Genomic DNA, 17354 nt, shown 5'->3' with positions numbered 1-17354 from the left:
CGGCCGCGTGCTTCCTCCCCCTCACCGACCGTTGGGAGGACCCGGGAGCCGGTGCCTCCCGCCTAGCGTCGAGGAGGCACATCAGAAGGAGCAGGCGGACCGCGCCGCGTTCGTGGCGGACGCCTCGGCAGACCTCCCGCCACGCCCAGGAGTGAACTTCCATGTCCACCCTCCCGCGCAGCACCGCCCCCGCCGCACCGACGGTCCCCACCGGCTCCGCCGCCCTCCGGCGCGCCGTACGCCCGCCGGGCGGACCCGGGCGGGGAAGCGGCCCGCTCGCCTCCCGGGCCTTCCGGCTGTTCCTGCTCACCCAGTCCGTTGCGGGCACCGGAACCTGGGTGCAGCGCACGGCGCAGGACTGGCTGGTGCTGCAGCTCACCGGCAGTGCCGCGGCGGTCGGTCTGGTGGTGACCGTCCAGTGCCTGCCCACCCTGCTGCTCGGGCTCTGGGGCGGTGCGGTCGCGGACCGCTACCGGCCGCGGCGCCTGATGATGCTGTGCAACGGGGCCGCCGCCGCACTGGCGCTCGTCATGACCGTCCTGGTCGGCACGGACAGCGCCCGCTTGTGGTCGGTGTGCGTACTCTCCGGAGCGCTCGGGGTGATCACGACGGTCGAGGGCCCGGCCCGGCAGTCACTCATCCCCCGTCTGGTCGATCCCGAGCACCGCCGCACCGCGACCGGGCTCGCCACCGCCACCTACCAGCTGGCCCGCATCGTCGGCCCGGCCGCCGCGGGTGTCGTCATCGGCTTCCTGGGCACCGGTTGGGCCTTCCTCATCTGCGCCGTCATGCCCGTGCTCTGCGCGGCCGGCCTGTGCGCCCTGCGACACGTCCGCGCACTGGACCGGGCCCCCGCACCGCATCCGGGCACCCAGAACCGCCGGCACGCCGCCCTGCGGACCGTCGCGACCCACCCGCGGCTGCGGTGGACCCTGCTGCTGAGCGGATGCATGGCCCTGTTCGGGATGAACCTCCCGGTGCTCCTGCCGGCCCTGGCCACCGACGGTTTCGGAGCCGCCCCGCAGTCCTTCGGAGTGCTCAGCGCCCTGGTCGCCGTCGGGTCCCTGCTCGGCGCCCTGCTGGCCGCCCGGCTGCGGACCTGTCCGCTGCGCACCCTCGCCGTCTGCGCCGTGGCGATCGGCGCGCTCCAGATCACCGCCGGTTTCGCCCCGTCGATGACGGCCCTCGGCGCGCTGCTCGTCCCCGTCGGGATCGCCGCGCTGTGTTTCACCACCACCGCCGCGACGGCCGTCCAGATGGGTGTCGGACCCGGGCTGCAGGGCCGGGTGGCCGGACTGGCCATGCTGGTGACCCTGGGCGCCACCACGGTGGGCGCCCCGCTGGCCGGCGCGCTCGCCGAAGCCCTCGGGGCACGTTCCGCGTTCGCGCTCGCGGGCGCCTCCTGCGTGGGCGTGGCGGCCCTGGCCCTCGTCGCCGTGGTCCGTACCCGGCACGGCGCCCGGACGGTCACCCGGCAGGCACGGCTCCGCCCCGGGATCGCCGCGGCCCGCCGGCCCGCCACGGCCGAGGCCTGAACGGGCCGGCCTACGCCGCACCGGCCGTCCCCGCACCGGCCGTCCCCGCACCGGCCGTCCCCGCACCGGCTGTCCCCGTACCGGTCGGTCCGGCCGGTCCCCCGGACCGACCGATGGAAGGACATGGCGGCCCCGTCCCCCCGCCTAGCGTGTACGTCCTGGCCGGCGCTGCCGTGCGGGGACGGACCGCGGGAGCGCCGGCCGCCAACGCCCCCGGGCCGTGCGGCCCGGACAGTGAAAGGAGCAGCCCGATGACGTGGGATCCCCTCGCCGTCCCCGCGCAGGACGGCCGAACCGCTGTGATCACCGGAGGAAACGCCGGGATCGGCTACTTCGTGGCCGAGCAACTGGCGCGTGCGGGGGCGCACGTCGTCCTCGCCGGCCGCAGCCCCGAACGCACGCGCACCGCCCTCGACGCACTGCGTGCGGCCGTGCCCGGCGCCTCGGCGACGGACGTACGGCTCGACCTCGCGGACCTGCACTCCGTGCACCGCGCGGCCGAACAGCTCACCGCGGCCGGGCCCGTGGACCTGCTGGTCAACAACGCCGGGGTCACCTCCTCCGGCAAGCGCGCCGAGACGGCCCAGGGGTTCGAGCTGATGTTCGGCACGAACCATCTGGGACACTTCGCGCTGACCCTCCTGCTGACCCCGGCCCTCGGTCCGGACGCCCGGGTCGTCTCCCTGGGCAGCCTCACCCACGGCCGGGCCCGCCTGGACTTCGACGACCTGCAGAGCCGCGACGGATACCGCTCCATGGCCGTCTACGGCAGGTCCAAGCTGGCGGTGCTGCTCTTCGCCGCCGAACTCGACCGCCGCCTGCGCGCGAACGGCAGCACCGTGCGCAGCGTGGCCGCGCACCCGGGGTGGGCCGTCCAGGGTCTGACACCGGCCCGGCCGCCGATGTGGTCGCCCGGCCCGCTCGCCGCGCTGCGCGGCGCCCCGCTGGCCCTGCTCGCGCAGGGCAAGGACCGCGGCGCCTGGCCCGTGGTCCGCGCGGCCACCGACCCGGACGCCCTCGGCGGACAGTACTTCGGCCCGCGCGGGCCCGGCTCGTTGAAGGGCCCCCCGGCGGTGCAGGTCACCGCCGCCTCCGCCCGCGACCGGGAGGCCGCGGCCCGCCTGTGGGCGGTGTCGCAGGAACTGACCGGCGTGCACTGGCCGGCCTGAGCGCGCCGGCGGCCCGCAGCCCGCAGTCCCGGCAGGGTGCCGGGTCCGCGGGCTGCAGGCTGCGGGCTACGGGCTGCCGGACGCCGGACGCCGGCTGCCGACCGCGGGCCTCCGCGTCAGCGCCAGCCGTGGGCCAGCAGTGCGACGTGCGGCAGCCTCAGGTCCCCCTCCGGGGACAGGAACGGCGTACTCAGCGCGGCGGCGTGCCCCAGGACGCGGTCGACCGTCGCGCGGTCCGGCGCGGGCGCCGTCAGCAGTCCGGTGCCCAGCAGCCGGGCGAGCCCTTCCGACCAGGCGGCGGCGTCGACCCGGTGGTCCCAGGCCACGACCCGGCAGAGGGCCGTCCGCAGCCCGGCCCCGCCCAGCAGGCGGGCCATCCCCGCGGGGTCTCCGGGGTGGCCGGACCGCGGCGGCCGCAGGTGTTCGAGGGGTACGCGCGGGACACCGGCTGCGTGGAGGGCCCGGCCGACCAGGGTCTGACCGGCCGCCGGTACGTCCGTCCAGCAGGTCAGGCCGACCCGTCCCCCGGGGCGTACGACCCGGCGCAGCTCGGCGACGACGGCCTGCGCGGGACCGGCGTGCCCGAGGACGAAATTGCCGACGGCGACGTCGAAGGACGCGTCCGGGAACGGGAGCCGGGGCAGCGCCGCGACCAGGGTCCGGGCCCGCGGGGCCGCCGCGCGGGCGAGCCGCAGCATGGCCGGCGAGGGATCGACGGCCGTCACCGCGGCCCCGCGGTCCGCTGCCACCGCGGCCACGGTGCCGGGGCCGGTGCCGACGTCCAGCACCCTGGTCCCGGGGCCCACTTGGGCGGCGTCGAGGAGGGGCACGGCCGGCCCGGCGCAGGCGGCGCCGAGCGTCCGTACGTACAGGGCGGCGTGTTCCTCCCAGAGGTCCACGTCGCGGTGGTCGGGCTGTGGTGTGTCTGCCATGGCCGTCCTCCGTCCGGCTGCCGTGGTGGTGGCGCCGCCCGCGGCGTGCGGGGCCGGGCGCCACCGCCAGCACACCAGGGGCCGGAGCCCGGCCACCACGACCGACCGGAGGAGAGCGCGGAGGAACGGTCGCGTCAGGGACTCCCGGATCCGTACCGGTCAGCCGACGATGCCGACGATGGCGGCGTTGCTGAGGTTGGCCAGGGTGCCGGCCAGCAGGGCGAGGAGGCCGAGCCGGGCGACGTCGGGCCGGCGTTCGGGGGCCAGCGCGCCGAAGGAGCCGAGCTGGATGGCGATCGATCCGAAGTTGGCGAAGCCGGCGAGGGCGAAGGTGGTGATGAGCACGGTCTTGGGTTCGAGGGAGGGGATCTGCGGGCCGAAGGAGGCGTACGCGACGAACTCGTTGATGACCGTCTTCTGCCCGAGGAGGCTGCCCACCGTCGAGGCCTCGTCCCACGGCACGCCGATGAGCCACGCGACCGGCGCGAAGAGCCACCCCAGTACCCGCTGGAACGTCAGGTCGTCGATGCCGAACCAGCTGCCCATCACGCCGAGGATGCCGTTGGCCAGGGCGATGAGCGCCACGAAGGCGATGAGCAGGCAGCCCACGATGACCGCGAGGCGGCCGCCGCTCAGCGCGCCGCGGGCGAGGGCGTCGATGGCGTTGGCCGACTCGGTGTCGCGCACGCTGCGGACGTCGCCCTCCTGCTCCGGCTCCTCGGTCTCGGGGTAGATCGCCTTGGCGATGACGAGCATGGCGGGCGCGTTCATGACGCTCGCCGCGAGCAGGTAGGGCAGTGGAGCGCCGAGCAGCGAGTATCCGACCAGCGTGGAGCCGGCCACGGAGGCGAACCCGCCGGTCATACAAGTGAACAGCTCGGAGCGGGTGAGCCGCCGCAGGTACGGGGCGATGAGCAGGGGGGCCTCGGACTGCCCGAGGAAGATCACTGTGGTCGCCCAGATGGACTCGACCCGGCTGGTCGCGAGCAGCCGGGAGATCGCCCCGCCGACGATCGACACGACCCACTGGATGACGCGGAGGTAGTAGAGCAGCCCGACGAGTGCGCCGAGGAAGATGATGACCGGCAGCACGGCGATGGCGAAGGGGACCGAGGAGCCCTTGGCCAGCGAGCCGAACAGGAACTCCGTTCCCGCGGTCGTGTAGCCGATCAGCTTCGCGATCAGGTCGGCGAACCAGCGCAGTGCCTCGCGGCCGGGCTCCCACTTCAGCACCACGAGGGCGAAGCCCACTTGCAGGGCGAAGCCGATGCCGAGGGTGCGCCAGTTGATCCGGCTGCGGTTGCGCGAGATCGCGAAGCACAGGCCGTAGATCACGAGAAGGCCGAGCATCCCCTGCAGCCGAGTCATCGGACGCGATCTCCCCATCAGGCCGAGGCCGGCCCCCGTGGCCCGGCGGCCTCGCGGACGGGCCGGACGGCGACGGGTGTTCAGGGGGCGGCCGTACGGAACGGAACCGGGGCGAACCCGGGCACGCCGAACTTACGAGACGAACCGCCCACCGGGTCTCAGGACACGCCAGGCCCCCGCCGGGACCCGCGGCCGGTCCCGCCTGCCGCCCCGGCAGCGGCCTCGGCCACCCGCCGCCGGACCGGGGACCATCCGACGACGAGCGCGACCGCGATGACGGGTACCGCCAGCGCGGTCATCGTCCCCACCCCGCGGTCGGCGCACATGAGGGCGAACACGCCGAGCAGGAAGAGCAGGGTGACGGCCTGGCTGTACGGGGCTCCGGGCAGCCGGTGGGCGGGGCGGACGGCGAGGCCGTGGCGGGCCCGGTGCCAGAACAGCAGCGAGCAGATCATGATCATGCCCCAGGTGCCGAGCACGCAGACGGAAGCGAGGTTGGGGACGACTTCGAAGGCCTGCGCGGGCATGACGTAGTTCAGGACCACACCGAGCACCCCGAACGAGGCCGTGAGCAGGATGCCGCCGTACGGCACACGCCCGCGGTTCATCCGGGCGGTGAACCGCGGGGCCGAGCCGGCCACGGCCATCGAGCGCAGGACGCGTCCGGTGGCGTACAGACCGGAGTTGAGCGGGGACAGGGCCGCGGTGAGCACGACGAGGTTCATGACGGCGGCGGCGCCGGGGACGCCGAGCCGGGCGAAGACGGTGACGAAGGGGCTCTGGTCCGCCGAGTAGGCGGTGTGGGGCAGGAGCAGGGCGAGGAGCAGCACGGAACCGACGTAGAAGAGGAGGATGCGCCACATGATCGTCCGGATGACCCTGGGGACGATCGTGCGGGCGTTCTCGGTCTCACCGGCCGCGATCCCGCACAGTTCGAGGCCGGCGTAGGCGAAGACGACGCCCTGCATGACCAGCAGCATCGGCAGGAGTCCGGCGGGGAGGAAGCCGCCGTGATCCGTGATCGTCGCAAGTCCGGGCACCTGTCCGCCGACGGGGTGGCGCGTGGCCACGAGGAAGACCGCGACGGCCATGAAGACGGTGAGGGCACCCACCTTGACGACGGAGAACCAGAACTCGGTCTCCCCGAAGCAGCGCACAGAGACCAGGTTGACGCCGAGCACGAGAGCCAGTGCGGCGAGCGCCAGGACCCACTGGGGGACGGCCGTGAAGACCGACCAGAAGCGCGCGTAGGTGGCGGCGGCCGTGATGTCCGCCATCCCGGTCGTGGCCCAGCAGAGGAAGTACGTCCAGCCGGCCGCGTAGGCGCCCTTCTCCCCCATGAGTTCGCGGGCGTAGCTGACGAAGGCGCCGGAGGACGGGCGGTGGACGACCAGTTCGCCCAGTGCGCGCACGACGAGGAAGGCGAAGAGCCCGCACAGGGCGTAGGCGAGGGCGAGCGAGGGGCCCGTGGTGGCGAGGCGGCCGCCCGTGCCCAGGAAGAGCCCGGTGCCGATGGCCCCGCCGATGGCGATCATCGTCATGTGGCGGGGCCGGAGCCGTTTGCTGTAGCCCGCGTCCCCGGCGTCCTCGCCCGCCGGCGGGGAGGGTGGTGGGGGCGGGGTGCGGAGGGTGGTCATACCTCCGGCGAAGGACGGCAGGAGCCCGCCCCGCTTACTCCGATCGACCGAGATGCGGGGCGATACGTGAGGCCAAAGCGGGGCGGGCTCCTGCGTGACGCCGCTCGCGCGGGCGTCACCGCGGCGGCGTCACTTGTCGATCTGCAGCGTCGCCATCATGCCCGCGTCCTCGTGGTTGAGGATGTGGCAGTGCAGGACGGTCTTGCCCGGGAAGTCGAGGAAGCGGGTCCGGATCACGATGTTCCCCCGCGCCGGGACGTCCACGGTGTCCTGGAAGCCGTAGTTCACCTCGGGCTTGCCGTTGAGGCTCATGACCTGGAAGTCATTGGTGTGGACGTGGAACGAGTGCACCTCGTCGCTGTCGTTGCGGATCGTCCACTCCTCGACCGTGTTCAGCTTGGCCCTGAAGTCGATCCGGTTGTGGTCGAACTGCTTGCCGTTGATGTAGAAGAGCGTGCCGTCCGCGTTCTCGGTGAACACGATCGTCTTGCGGCCGGCGACCGGCTCGTCGGCCAGGTCGTCCACGGGCGCGAAGGTCGTCGGCAGGGCGGCCTGCTCGACGGGGTCCCCGGAGGTCACCACGGTGGCGAGGGTGGCCTGAGGGAACTGGTTGCCGGCCTTGCCGCTGTTGTACGGCTGGGTGATCAGCTCCGTGGTGCCGGCCTTGCCGCCCTGCACGAGCACGTCGTAGCGGGCGCCGGCGGGGATCACGATCGAGTCGACGGGGATCACCTTGTTCACCGGGTAGCCGTCCTGCGCCACCACGTGGAAGGTGGTGCCGGGCAGCGCGACCTTGTAGAAGATGTTCGCCCCGATGTTGGCGATGCGCCACAACTGGGTCTCGCCCGGCTTGATCCGGATGCGGGGGTTGAGCTGGCCGTTGACCGTGCGGGTGGTGGGGGCGCCCATCTTCAGGTCGGCGGTCTTGATCTGGTCGCCGACGATCTGGAAGTCCTTCAGGGCGATGGCGTGTTCGGTGATCCCGCGCAGCTGCGGCGGCATGTACCGGTCGAGCCCGTCGACGACGATGAGACCCGCCATTCCGCCCGCGACCTGCGCGGCGGACAGGGTGTGGGGGTGCGGGTGGTACCAGTACGTGCCCGGCTCCAGCGACTTCAGGAACTGGTACTTGAAATCGAAGGTCTTGCCCGGATCGATGCTCAGGAAGATGTTGTCGGAATTCCCGCCGGGCGAGACGTGCATTCCGTGCACATGGAGATTCGTGAACTTGTCGAGCTTGTTCTCGAAGGTGATCTCCATCCGGTCACCGGGCTTCAGGCGCAGGGTCGGCGGCATGTAGAGACCGTTGTAGGTCAGCGCCCACAGGTCCTTCCCGGCCAGCCGGACCTTCTTGCGCTCCACCACGATCCGGGTCTTGAGCAGACCGTCCTCGCTGACCACCTCGGCGGGGTCCCGCAGGTCCTCGGTGGACGCGGCGGTCAGCGCGGGCGACGGCGAGCCCGTGGGAGCCGAGGTGGCGGCCGAGGGGGCGGCCTGGCCGGTGTCCTTCCCCGTCGTGCCGCAGCCGGAGGCGAAGGCGAGGGCCACCAGGAGGGACCCGACCGCGGTCCACCTGCCGAAGGGGTGTCTGATCATCCGGACTCTCCGCAAGAAAAAAGAGGGAACAACACGGCCACCGGGGCCGATTCCGCGCCATCATGCCGCCCCGGGCCGGAAAAGCCGCCCAATGACCCGCAGTGCGGCGAGGGTTATCGGAAATGAGCGACACGACGACCGAATACCGCGCAGCGGTGATACGACTTTCATTCCGGGTCTGGTGGAATTCGGCCCGCCTCCCGTCCGAACGGAGGACAGGCCGGGCCCCGCGTCCGTGGGCTACTCGTGGGACCGGCGGCCACCCGCGACCCGCCGCCCGTCACCGGAAGGCCGCCCCCATGAACCGTCACCCCGCCCCCAGCCCGGACCCCGCCGCCCACGGCGGTGACACGGGGACTCCCCGGCCGGGCGTCCGCCCCGCGCTCGACACCGTCGACCGGGCGGTCGCGGAGATCGCCGCGGGCCGTCCCGTCGTCGTGGTGGACGACGAGGACCGCGAGAACGAGGGCGACCTGGTCTTCGCCGCGGCCCACGCCACGCCCGAGCTGATGGCCTTCACCGTCCGGCACACCTCCGGGGTGATCTGCGCCCCCATGACGGGTGCGCTGCTCGACGCCCTCCGGCTGCCCCCGATGACCGCCGTCAACGAGGACCCCAAGGGCACCGCGTACGCCGTGTCCGCCGACGCCCGCACGGGTGTCACGACCGGCATCTCGGCGGCGGACCGGGCCAGGACGGTACGCCTGCTCGCAGACCCCCGCACCGGACCGTCCGACCTGACCCGGCCCGGCCACGTCTTCCCGCTGCGGGCCGTCGCGAACGGGGTCCTGGAGCGCCCCGGGCACACCGAGGCCGCCGTGGACCTGGCACGGCTCGCCGGTCTGCCGCCCGTCGGCGTGATCGCCGAGATCGTCGACGACGACGGTTCCATGGCGCGGCTGCCGCGGCTCCTCGCCTTCGCCCGGGAGCACGGGCTGGCGATCATCTCCATCGAGGACCTGATCGCGCACCGGCGGCACGACGCCGCCGGCGTCCGGCGCGCCGCCACCGTCTCCCTGCCGACGACGCACGGGAACTTCACCGCGGTGGGCTACCGCGACGGGGCGACGGGCTGCGAGTACGTGGCCCTCGTCGCCGACGGGCTCGACGAGCGGGGCCGCGTGCCCGACGGCGCCGACGTCCCCGTCCGCCTCCACTCCGGCTGCCTGACCGGGGACGTCTTCGCGTCCCTGCGCTGTGACTGCGGACCGCAGCTGGGCGAGGCGCTGCGGCGCGTCGCGGCGGGCGGCCGCGGCGTCGTGGTCTACCTCGCCGACCACGAGGGGCGGGGCATCGGGCTGGTGCAGAAGCTGCGCGCGTACGCGCTGCAGGAGACCGGACGGGACACCGTGGACGCCAACCTGGAGCTGGGACTGCCGGCCGACGCCCGGGACTGGACCGCGGCCGCCCGCATCCTCGGCGACCTGGGCGTCCGGTCCTGCCGGCTGCTGTCCAACAACCCGGACAAGGCGCGCGCACTGGCCTCGCTGGGCGTGCCGGTCACGGCCGTGGAGCCGCTGCCCGCGCCGGCCGGAGCCGACAACATCCGCTACCTGGTGACCAAGCGCGACCGGATGGGGCACCGGCTGCCCTGGCTGTCCGAGAGCACGGGCCGCCGGTCGTGACGACCGGCCCGGTGCGCGCCCCCGCGGCGCCCGTCCGCACGGCTCCCCGCCGCCCGCGGACCGCGCCGGGCCTCAGGTCTCGCGGTCGCAGGCCGCGCAGATGCGGATGCCGCTGATCTGCGGCCACCAGGCGTCGCCCGGCTCGGTGGGCCGGTCGCCGGGTACCGCCGGCATCCCCGCCGTGCTGCGCCCGCACAGGGTCACCGGGCCGGCCCGCAGTCCGCTGTCGTCCGTCTCCGCCGCGTGGACCTTTCCGATGCGGTCCCGGGCGGTCGGGCCGGCCGGACGGTGCGGTGGTCGCGCCACCGCCTCGTGGACGGCCGCGTATCCGTTCACCGCGACTCCCTCCCGGGTCGTCGGGCCGCGGCGGCCGGGGCGTCCGGATCGTGCACGGGCCCGGGCAGGGCCCCGGCGATCGCCCGTACGTCGTCGTCCATGCGGCGCACGTGCAACAGCACACGGGCCTGCTCGGGGGTGGGGGTCCCGGCCTGCGGCGCGCCGCCCGTCGGCGCGGGAGCCCCGTCCGGCCGCCGCTCGGCCAGCTCCTCCAGCCGGACGGCGAGTGTCCGCGCCCGCTCCTCCAGCACCACCCGGGCCGGTGAACCGGACCAGCTGCCGGGTGCGCCGCGGCCGGCCTCCACCGCGAGCACCCGGGCGTGGTAGGCGCAGGTCTCCAGCAGCCCCTGCACGTAGAGCGAGGTCCGGCGCCTGCTCCGGTGGGGGGCGACGGGGTGCACGAGGGGTGTCAGCGAACGCGCCAGTTCCTCGACGCTGCGGTCGGCGGCGTGCGCGGCGCGGACCGGGCCGTCAGGAGCGGGGTCCGCCATCGGCGAGGTCAGCCGGCGGGTGCTCGCGGTGACCGAGTCCGCCAGCGCCCGCAGTGCGTCGGCGAGGAGGGCGTCGGTGCGCTGATCTGTGGCACGTGGCAGGACGAGGACGGCGGCGGCGCCCCCGCACAGCACGCCGAACGCCGTCTCGGCGATCCGGATGAGCAGCAGACCGTCCGTGTAGCTGCCGAGCAGGTCGGAGAGGAGGGCGATCATCAGTGTGATGAAGAAGGTGGCCGCGGTGTAGGACAGCGCCGCCGTGTACGCCATGCCGAAGACGCAGACCAGGGTGAGGGCGAAGGCCGGCCAGGGGTGGTCGGCGAGGGGGGAGGCGACGAACAGGCCGACGAGTGCCCCCACCAGGGTCCCGGCGACCCTGCGGGACCCCTTGAGCGCGATCTCGCCGGTGGAGGAGGTGTTGAAGAAGACCATCCAGCAGGCGAGGACCGCCCAGTACCAGTGGTCCGCGGAGATCAGCTGCCCGCCCACGGTCGCGACGGCGGCGCCGCAGGCCACCTGGACGGCCGCGCGGGTGGTCGGCCGGCGCAGCCCGCCGGGCTCGGGCTCCGGGGGTGCGGGAGCCGGGGACATGGGGGCCGGAGGCGTGGCGGCCGGGGGTGCGGCGGGCTCGGCGGGTGGGGACTCCGGGGCCGGTGGCGCCTCCTCCGGGTCGGCCGGGGTTCCCGGGGACCAGCGGAACGCCTCGCGGAGCGCGGCCGCCGCCTGCTCGAAGTCCGTCAGCGCCTGATGGGCGTCGGCGACGGCCGACGGGGTCTGCGTGGAGGCCGGGGGCGCCGTGGTCGTTCCGCCGCGGGCCAGCGTCTCGGGCAGGGCCCGGAGCCGGGCCGCCAGCAGGTCGCCGCCCGCGGCGGTCCCGGCCGTGCGGGTGCCGGGTCCCGGCAGGTGCAGGTGGTGGGCGAAGTCCTCCGCGGACGTGCCGGCGTCCTGTCCGGCCCGCAGCAGCATCACCGCGAGGCGTTCGGCCCGTACGTCCGCCTCGGTCGTCCGGGTCCGCACCCGAGCGGCGACCGCCGGGCCGGCGCACCCCTCGACACTGTCCTGGAGCATCAGTGCGCAGGTGTGCAGCCGCTTCAGCCGGCGCCGCAGCGCGGTGGTCCGGCCGGCGCGGCGCCCCTCCCGCGCGGTGCCGCCGGGGGCGCCGGCGAGCGCCGCCAGCGCCCGGGCCACGTCGTCGAGGCAGGCCCGTACGGACCTGCGCAGCCGTACGAAGGACCGGTCCGGCGAGGTCCGCAGCAGGACGAACCGGACGAAGGCCCCGCAGCCGAACGCCACCGCCAGGGCCGCCCACAGCAGGGGCAGTTCGTCCGCGGGCAGGGGCACGAACTGCATGACGAAGTACATCTGGAAGGCGTTCATGCCCAGGGCCGTCCCCCGGGGCCCGTAGCGGCGGACGTACACCGTCGCGAAGAGCAGCGCCACGAAGACCGCCCCGGACGCCGGCGGAGAGGGGGCGAGGAGCACGGCCACCGTGGCCGACAGGAGTGCGGCCGGCAGGCCGAGCGCGTGCGTGACGGCCTGTTCCGCCTCCCGCGGACCGGTCAGCACCATCGACCACACCAGCGCGGAGGAACCGGCCGCGACCAGGAAGGGCGTGGCGAACCCCAGGGCCCACAGCACGGCGAGGGTCAGACAGATCGCGCCGACGGTGTGGGCGGCCCCCACGAGCCTGACCAGCCCGGGGTCGGTGGCGTGGAGCAGGTGCCGGACGGCGCTCCGCGCCCCGTCCGGTGAGCGTGTCCCGCCCTTTCCGGCGCTCACCTCACCAGTGAACCCCGATCACCGGGTCCGGGCGCGCGGAGCGCGCGGTATGCGCGGTGTGCGCGGTGTGCGCGGGCGGCCGCGGGCCGCAGGGGTCGCACGGGCGCAGGAAAAAGGGCCGGCTGGTCGCCGGCCCGGTGGTGCGCAGGTACGTTTCCGGAATGTGCTGTGGGGGTCTACTCACGGATTGAAACCGCCGGTCCGCATGCCCGGTGAGCGGTTGCCGTCACAGCCGCGCATGCTCCCCATGTCGCGGACGTTCCGGATGGTGTCCCTGCTGTTCTGTTGGTCTTCCCTGTGCACGCCATCGACCCTACGGATCCGTCCGGGCCCCCCGGATCCTCCGACCGGGGCGTGACCGGGGCCACGCGCCGTTCGTCCGATCGGTTACGCGTCCGGTCCCCCGCGCGGGACGATGAGCCCCGCCCGCGCCAGTGACAGCAGCACCTCTCCCGCCTGGGCGGGGTGGGCACCGGCCTCCGCGGCGGCGCGCAGGGCGGTGCGGGTGCCGTCGCACAGCGCGAGCAGGTCCCTGGTCCCGGGGTCGAGGCGGAACGCGCGCACGGGTTCGCGCCACACCCGTTGCAGGGCCACGGTGACCGGGACCTCGGGGAGGTGCGCGGGCGCTTCCGGTGCGGTCACGTCGTGGCCGTAGGAGACGACCAGGACGGTCGCCGGAACGACGGGGACACCGTGGTCGATCCATTCCCCGCCGAGTCGGCTCTGCCGGCGGGCCCCGTCCCCGTCCCAGTACCGGGCGGCATCGGCGGCGATCTCGTCGCGGCGCAGCCGGAAGCGCTCCAGCTCGAACCGGCCGAACTCCACCAGCCCCGCGGGGATCCGGCCGGCCGCGTCCTCCAGGAACGCCTCCGCCGCCCGCTGGGCGCCGACCGGGTCGTCCGGGTGCGGCCGGCGCACCGTCGCGGTCAAGTGCCGTTCCAGAAAACCACGATGGTGTTCCGTCACTTCCGTCACCGTCTCCGGCAAGGCCTGGGCGACCACCAGTCGGTGCTTCGCGGCGACGTCCAGGGCCACCCTGGCGTACGCGTCGTCGGGGACCCGGGCGAGCAGTTCCAGCTCGTCCTCGCTCAGGCCGAAGCGGGCGCGTACCGCCTCGGGATCCTCGTGCAGTTCGGCGGCGGTCAGCAGGGGGCTCGCGAGGAGGGCCGCGAGGGCGTCGATCACCGTCATCGCGAACCCCTCCCCCGTCCGGCCGCCGGGGCCGCCGTGCCGGGCACAGCCCGGGGCACCGGCGGTGCGAAGCGGGGCCCGACCGTGTCGCGGGCCCGGTCGATCTCGGCGGTGATCTCCGCGAAGTCCTCGGGGAAGTCCTGGTCCCGCTCCAGCAGGGTGGCCTTGATGTCGGTGCGGGCGGAGAGTTCGGCCAGGAGCGCCCACACCCGTTCGGGGACGGGTGCGCTGTGGGTGTCGCGGGCGGTGCCGTCCGGGTCCTGCGTGCCGCCCGCGAGGTGGACCTGGACGACACGCTCCAGCGGGATGGTGTCGAGGAAGTCGGCCACGTCGTAGTGGTGGTTGCGGGAGTTGATGTCGAGGTTAGTCAGGTCCAGCAGCAGGCCGCACGTACAGTGCTCCATCACCTCGGCGATGAACTGGGCCTCCGACAGCGGGTTCGGCAGGTCGATGTGATAGGTGATGTTCTCCAGGATCAGGGGGACGCCCACCTCGTCCTGGACCTGCTGGGCGCGCCGCGCGACGTCCCGGGCGACGGTGCGGCTGCGCGGCAGCGGCGTCAGCGTGCCCACGGAGATGTCCTCGGACCGGGTGAAGCAGAGGTGGTCGCTGAACCAGGGGGCGTCGATCTCCGCGACCAGTTCGGCGAGCGCCGCCACGTAGTGCGGGTCGGGGGGCCGGGGCGAGCCCAGCGAGAGTTCCAGGCCGTGCGGGACCAGCGGATGACCGCGGCGCAGCTCGCGCAGGGCCTGACGGCTGTCCGGGGGCGCGAACAGGTAGTGCTCGGTGATGACTTCCAGCCAGTCGACGGCGTTGCCCGACGCGGCGATCCCGTCGGCCAGTTCACGGCGGTACCCGAGCCCGGAACCGAGGTGCGGCAGGTGTGCGGTCATGGGGTCTCCTCGGACGGCGGTCGCGGGCCGGGCGGCGGACGCGGCCCTTCCCGCAGCGGTCCCTCACGACGTTAGGGACCGGCCGGGCAGGCCCCGTCCTGCGAACGGTCGATCCTCCGGGAGGAGCCGCCGGGGACGCGGGCCGGTTCGTCCGGACGGACGTCCGATCGCAGGACAGTTCCGGTCCGCGCGGGTTCCTAACGTGGTGGCAGTCGCTGACCGGCGCACCACCCCCGCGCCGGGCTCCGGCCCCCCGCACGGAAAGCCGGCCGCGGCGGCGACCCCCGCCTCCGGCCCGTGCACCATCCAGCAGGCAGCGCCCCGGCCGTCCCGGTGACCCGGGGCCCGCCTCAGACGATCGGGAGTTCCCATGACCCGCACCACCACCGCGACCGCCGCTCGCTCGTTCGGATTCGAAGCGCTGCCGGCGACGGTCGAGGGACCCGCAGCCGCCTGTCAGCAGTCCTGTGTCGACTGCCTCACCGTCACCCCGGACGCCGACGTGCGGACCCGCCGTACCCACCCGTCGCCCCGGCCGCGCCGCTGAGCGTCCGCACCGGACACCCCCGAGAGGAGCCATTCGATGTCCCCTACGTCCTCTTCCCCCGTGCTCGCCGACGGCCCGGCCACCGGTCCCGCCGCGGAGCTCGGCTTCGCGGTGGTCCCCTGGGCCACCCGTCGCCACGCCGACCCGATGATGCGCTGCATCTCCTGTGCCGGTCCGCCGCCGCCCCCGCCGTCCTGCAGCACGCGGGTCCGGCACTGAACCGCTGATCGGCCGCGGGAGGCCGGGTCCGACCAGGACCCGGCCTCCCGTTCCCCGTGCCCGGCTCCGGCCCGGCACGTGACCCTCCCGAGGAGCCCACCGTGACCACAGCACCCTCGCCCCCGCGCCCGGCGTCTCCGCCCGTGTCCGCACCCCCACCGCAGGGTCCGCCCGCGGCGCCGGCCGTCGAGGCGCGCGGCCTGCGCAAGACCTACGGGTCCGTCGAGGCCGTACGCGGGGTGGACCTGAGCGTGCGGCCCGGGGAGATCTACGGCTTCCTCGGCCCCAACGGCGCCGGCAAGTCGACGACCATCGGCATGCTGTGCACGCTCGTGGAGCCGTCCGCCGGGACCGCGACCGTCGCGGGACACGACGTCGTGCGCGACCGGGACGCGACCCGGCGCCGGATCGGCCTGGTCTTCCAGGAGTCCACGCTCGACTCGCAGCTGACCGTGGAACGCAACCTCCGCTTCCACGCCCGGATGTACGGGATGCCCCGGTCCGCCGTGGCCCCGCGCGTCGACCACGTCCTGGACCTGGTGGGCCTGGCCGAACGGCGCCGCAGCAGGGTGAAGGAGCTGTCGGGCGGCATGCGGCGGCGCGTGGAGATCGCGCGCGGCCTGCTGCACGCCCCCCGGGTGCTGTTCCTCGACGAACCCACCGTCGGACTGGACCCGCAGACGCGCCGCCACCTCTGGGACTGCATCCGCGAACTGCGGCGCACCGAGGGCGTCACCGTCTTCATGACCACGCACTACCTCGACGAGGCGGAGGTCTGCGACCGGATCGCGATCATGGACAAGGGCGTCGTCGTGGCCCTGGGCACCCCGGCGGAGCTGAAGGCCCGTACGGGCGCGGACGTGGTCACGTTCACCACGCCGGACCCGGGTGCCGCGGTCGCGGCCCTGCGGAGCCGTTTCGGGCTGTCCGGCCGCGCGGACCCGAGCGGGGGCCCGGTGGTCGTGCTCGTACCGGACGGGCCGGCGTTCCTGCCCCGGCTGGCCTGCGAACTGGGCGTGCCGGTCCGGTCCATGGAAGTGTCGCGGCCGACCCTGGACGACGTGTTCCTCGCCCTGACCGCCCGCTCGGGCGGCGGGCCGGCCGCGGAGGGCGGGCCGCCGGCCCGGAACGAGCGGGAGGCGTGGGCCGCGAGCAGGAGGGCGGCCCGGTGAGCGCCGCCGGCCTGCGTGCGCCGGCGGTGACGGCTCCCCCGGCCGTCTTCACCCGGCTCCCGGTCACGGGGGTGCGGGCCCAGCTGCGGGCCGTGGGCGTGGTGTGGCACCGCGACCTGCTCCGGCTGCTGTCCGAACCCGTACGCGTGGCCACCGCGCTGCTCCAGCCGTTGCTGTTCCTGTTCGCGCTGGGCGGCGGACTGGGCTCGCTGACCCGGTCCGCGTACGGGGTCCCGTACCAGACCTTCGTCTACGCGGGAGCGCTCGCCATGCCGGTGGTCTTCGCCTCCATCGGGGCGGCCTCCTCGATCGTGTGGGACCGCGAGTTCGGCTTCCTGCGGGAGATGCTGGTCGCTCCCGTCAGCCGGACGGCGGTGGTGGCGGGCAAGTGCCTGGGCGGGATGACCACGGGCCTGTTCCAGGGCACGCTCGTGCTCGCGCTCGCCGGTGCGGTCGGAGTCCCCTACGACCCCCGGCTGATGTTCACGCTGCTCGTGTACATGGCCCTGCTGGCGTTCACCTTCTCCTGCTTCGGTGTGCTGGTGGCGGCGAGGATGCGTTCGGTGCAGTCCTTCATGGCGCTGACCCAGATGGTCGTGCAGCCGCTGTTCTTCCTCTCCGGGGCGCTGTTCCCGCTGTCCCGGCTGCCGGGCTGGCTGGCCGTCGCCACCCGGTTCGACCCGCTGACGTACGCGGTGGACCCGATCCGCCGGGCTGTCCTGGGCACCGTCGGGGCGGCGACCGCGGCTCCCGGTGTGACGTGGGGCGGCTACCTGGTGCCGGTCTGGCTGGAGCTGCTGCTGGTCCTGGCGTCGGGTTCGTGCATGCTGTGGGCGGCCTCGCGGGCGTTCCGCCGCGGCTGAG

At 74.3% G+C, this 17354-nt stretch carries 15 protein-coding genes; 7 read left to right on the top strand and 8 right to left on the bottom strand.

Translation table 11 applies throughout. The features are described from left to right. Positions 1-161 precede the first annotated feature (161 nt). The gene (locus tag AB0O53_RS29545) at positions 162-1535 is read left to right on the top strand and encodes an MFS transporter (RefSeq protein ID WP_350999731.1); all 1374 of its coding nucleotides are present in this window, start codon (positions 162-164) and stop codon (positions 1533-1535) included. A gap of 251 nt (positions 1536-1786) precedes the next feature. Beyond that, positions 1787-2704, top strand: coding sequence for an oxidoreductase (locus AB0O53_RS29540; RefSeq protein WP_350999728.1), 918 nt, complete (start codon positions 1787-1789; stop codon positions 2702-2704). Positions 2705-2820: 116 nt separating this feature from the next. On the opposite strand, the gene AB0O53_RS29535 is transcribed toward AB0O53_RS29540, so the two are convergent. From AB0O53_RS29535 to AB0O53_RS29520, 4 genes are all read right to left on the bottom strand, one after another. After that, a complete protein-coding gene (locus AB0O53_RS29535) occupies positions 2821-3636 on the bottom strand; it encodes a class I SAM-dependent methyltransferase (protein ID WP_365199682.1) in 816 nt (271 codons plus the stop codon). A gap of 159 nt (positions 3637-3795) precedes the next feature. Continuing rightward, the gene (locus AB0O53_RS29530) at positions 3796-5004 is read right to left on the bottom strand and encodes a NupC/NupG family nucleoside CNT transporter (RefSeq protein ID WP_350999723.1); all 1209 of its coding nucleotides are present in this window, start codon (positions 5002-5004) and stop codon (positions 3796-3798) included. Between the two features lie 158 nt (positions 5005-5162). Beyond that, a complete protein-coding gene (locus AB0O53_RS29525) occupies positions 5163-6641 on the bottom strand; it encodes an amino acid permease (protein WP_365199679.1) in 1479 nt (492 codons plus the stop codon). Between the two features lie 129 nt (positions 6642-6770). Next, the gene (locus tag AB0O53_RS29520; protein ID WP_350999721.1) at positions 6771-8237 is read right to left on the bottom strand and encodes a multicopper oxidase family protein; all 1467 of its coding nucleotides are present in this window, start codon (positions 8235-8237) and stop codon (positions 6771-6773) included. A gap of 299 nt (positions 8238-8536) precedes the next feature. On the opposite strand from AB0O53_RS29520, the gene AB0O53_RS29515 reads away from it, so the two are divergent. Beyond that, positions 8537-9862 (top strand): bifunctional 3,4-dihydroxy-2-butanone-4-phosphate synthase/GTP cyclohydrolase II, encoded by a 1326-nt coding sequence (locus tag AB0O53_RS29515; protein ID WP_350999718.1) that lies wholly within the window; start codon positions 8537-8539, stop codon positions 9860-9862. Between the two features lie 72 nt (positions 9863-9934). Here AB0O53_RS29515 and AB0O53_RS29510 read toward each other — a convergent pair whose 3' ends face one another. The 4 genes from AB0O53_RS29510 to AB0O53_RS29495 form a co-directional block, all read right to left on the bottom strand. Next, positions 9935-10198: a hypothetical protein gene (locus AB0O53_RS29510; protein WP_350999716.1), complete on the bottom strand. Its 264-nt coding sequence runs from the start codon at positions 10196-10198 to the stop codon at positions 9935-9937. After that, entirely contained in the window at positions 10195-12468 is a 2274-nt protein-coding gene (locus tag AB0O53_RS29505) for an FUSC family protein (protein ID WP_365199675.1), read from the bottom strand. The genes AB0O53_RS29510 and AB0O53_RS29505 overlap by 4 nt, the downstream gene beginning before the upstream one ends. A 387-nt stretch (positions 12469-12855) precedes the next feature. Then, positions 12856-13659: a hypothetical protein gene (locus AB0O53_RS29500; protein ID WP_365199673.1), complete on the bottom strand. Its 804-nt coding sequence runs from the start codon at positions 13657-13659 to the stop codon at positions 12856-12858. After that, on the bottom strand, positions 13656-14552 hold the full coding sequence (locus tag AB0O53_RS29495; protein ID WP_350999710.1) for an MbnB/TglH/ChrH family RiPP precursor modification enzyme: 897 nt from the start codon (positions 14550-14552) through the stop codon (positions 13656-13658). The genes AB0O53_RS29500 and AB0O53_RS29495 overlap by 4 nt, the downstream gene beginning before the upstream one ends. Before the next feature lie 370 nt (positions 14553-14922). Between AB0O53_RS29495 and AB0O53_RS29490 the strand changes: the two genes are divergently transcribed. The 4 genes from AB0O53_RS29490 (at position 14923) to AB0O53_RS29475 (ending at position 17353) form a co-directional block, all read left to right on the top strand. Continuing rightward, the gene (locus AB0O53_RS29490; protein WP_350999708.1) at positions 14923-15099 is read left to right on the top strand and encodes a hypothetical protein; all 177 of its coding nucleotides are present in this window, start codon (positions 14923-14925) and stop codon (positions 15097-15099) included. A gap of 36 nt (positions 15100-15135) precedes the next feature. Then, a complete protein-coding gene (locus AB0O53_RS29485) occupies positions 15136-15318 on the top strand; it encodes a hypothetical protein (RefSeq protein ID WP_350999707.1) in 183 nt (60 codons plus the stop codon). A gap of 101 nt (positions 15319-15419) precedes the next feature. Next, on the top strand, positions 15420-16490 hold the full coding sequence (locus AB0O53_RS29480) for an ABC transporter ATP-binding protein (RefSeq protein WP_350999705.1): 1071 nt from the start codon (positions 15420-15422) through the stop codon (positions 16488-16490). After that, positions 16460-17353, top strand: a complete 894-nt coding sequence (locus AB0O53_RS29475) for an ABC transporter permease (RefSeq protein WP_350999703.1) — start codon at positions 16460-16462, stop codon at positions 17351-17353. Before AB0O53_RS29480 ends, AB0O53_RS29475 begins: the two co-directional genes overlap by 31 nt. Position 17354 lies beyond the last annotated feature (1 nt).

It is taken from the genome of Streptomyces erythrochromogenes, assembly GCF_040684695.1.
Taxonomy (GTDB): Bacteria; Actinomycetota; Actinomycetes; order Streptomycetales; family Streptomycetaceae; genus Streptomyces; species Streptomyces erythrochromogenes_C.
This window is presented reverse-complemented; position numbering and strand designations above follow the sequence as displayed.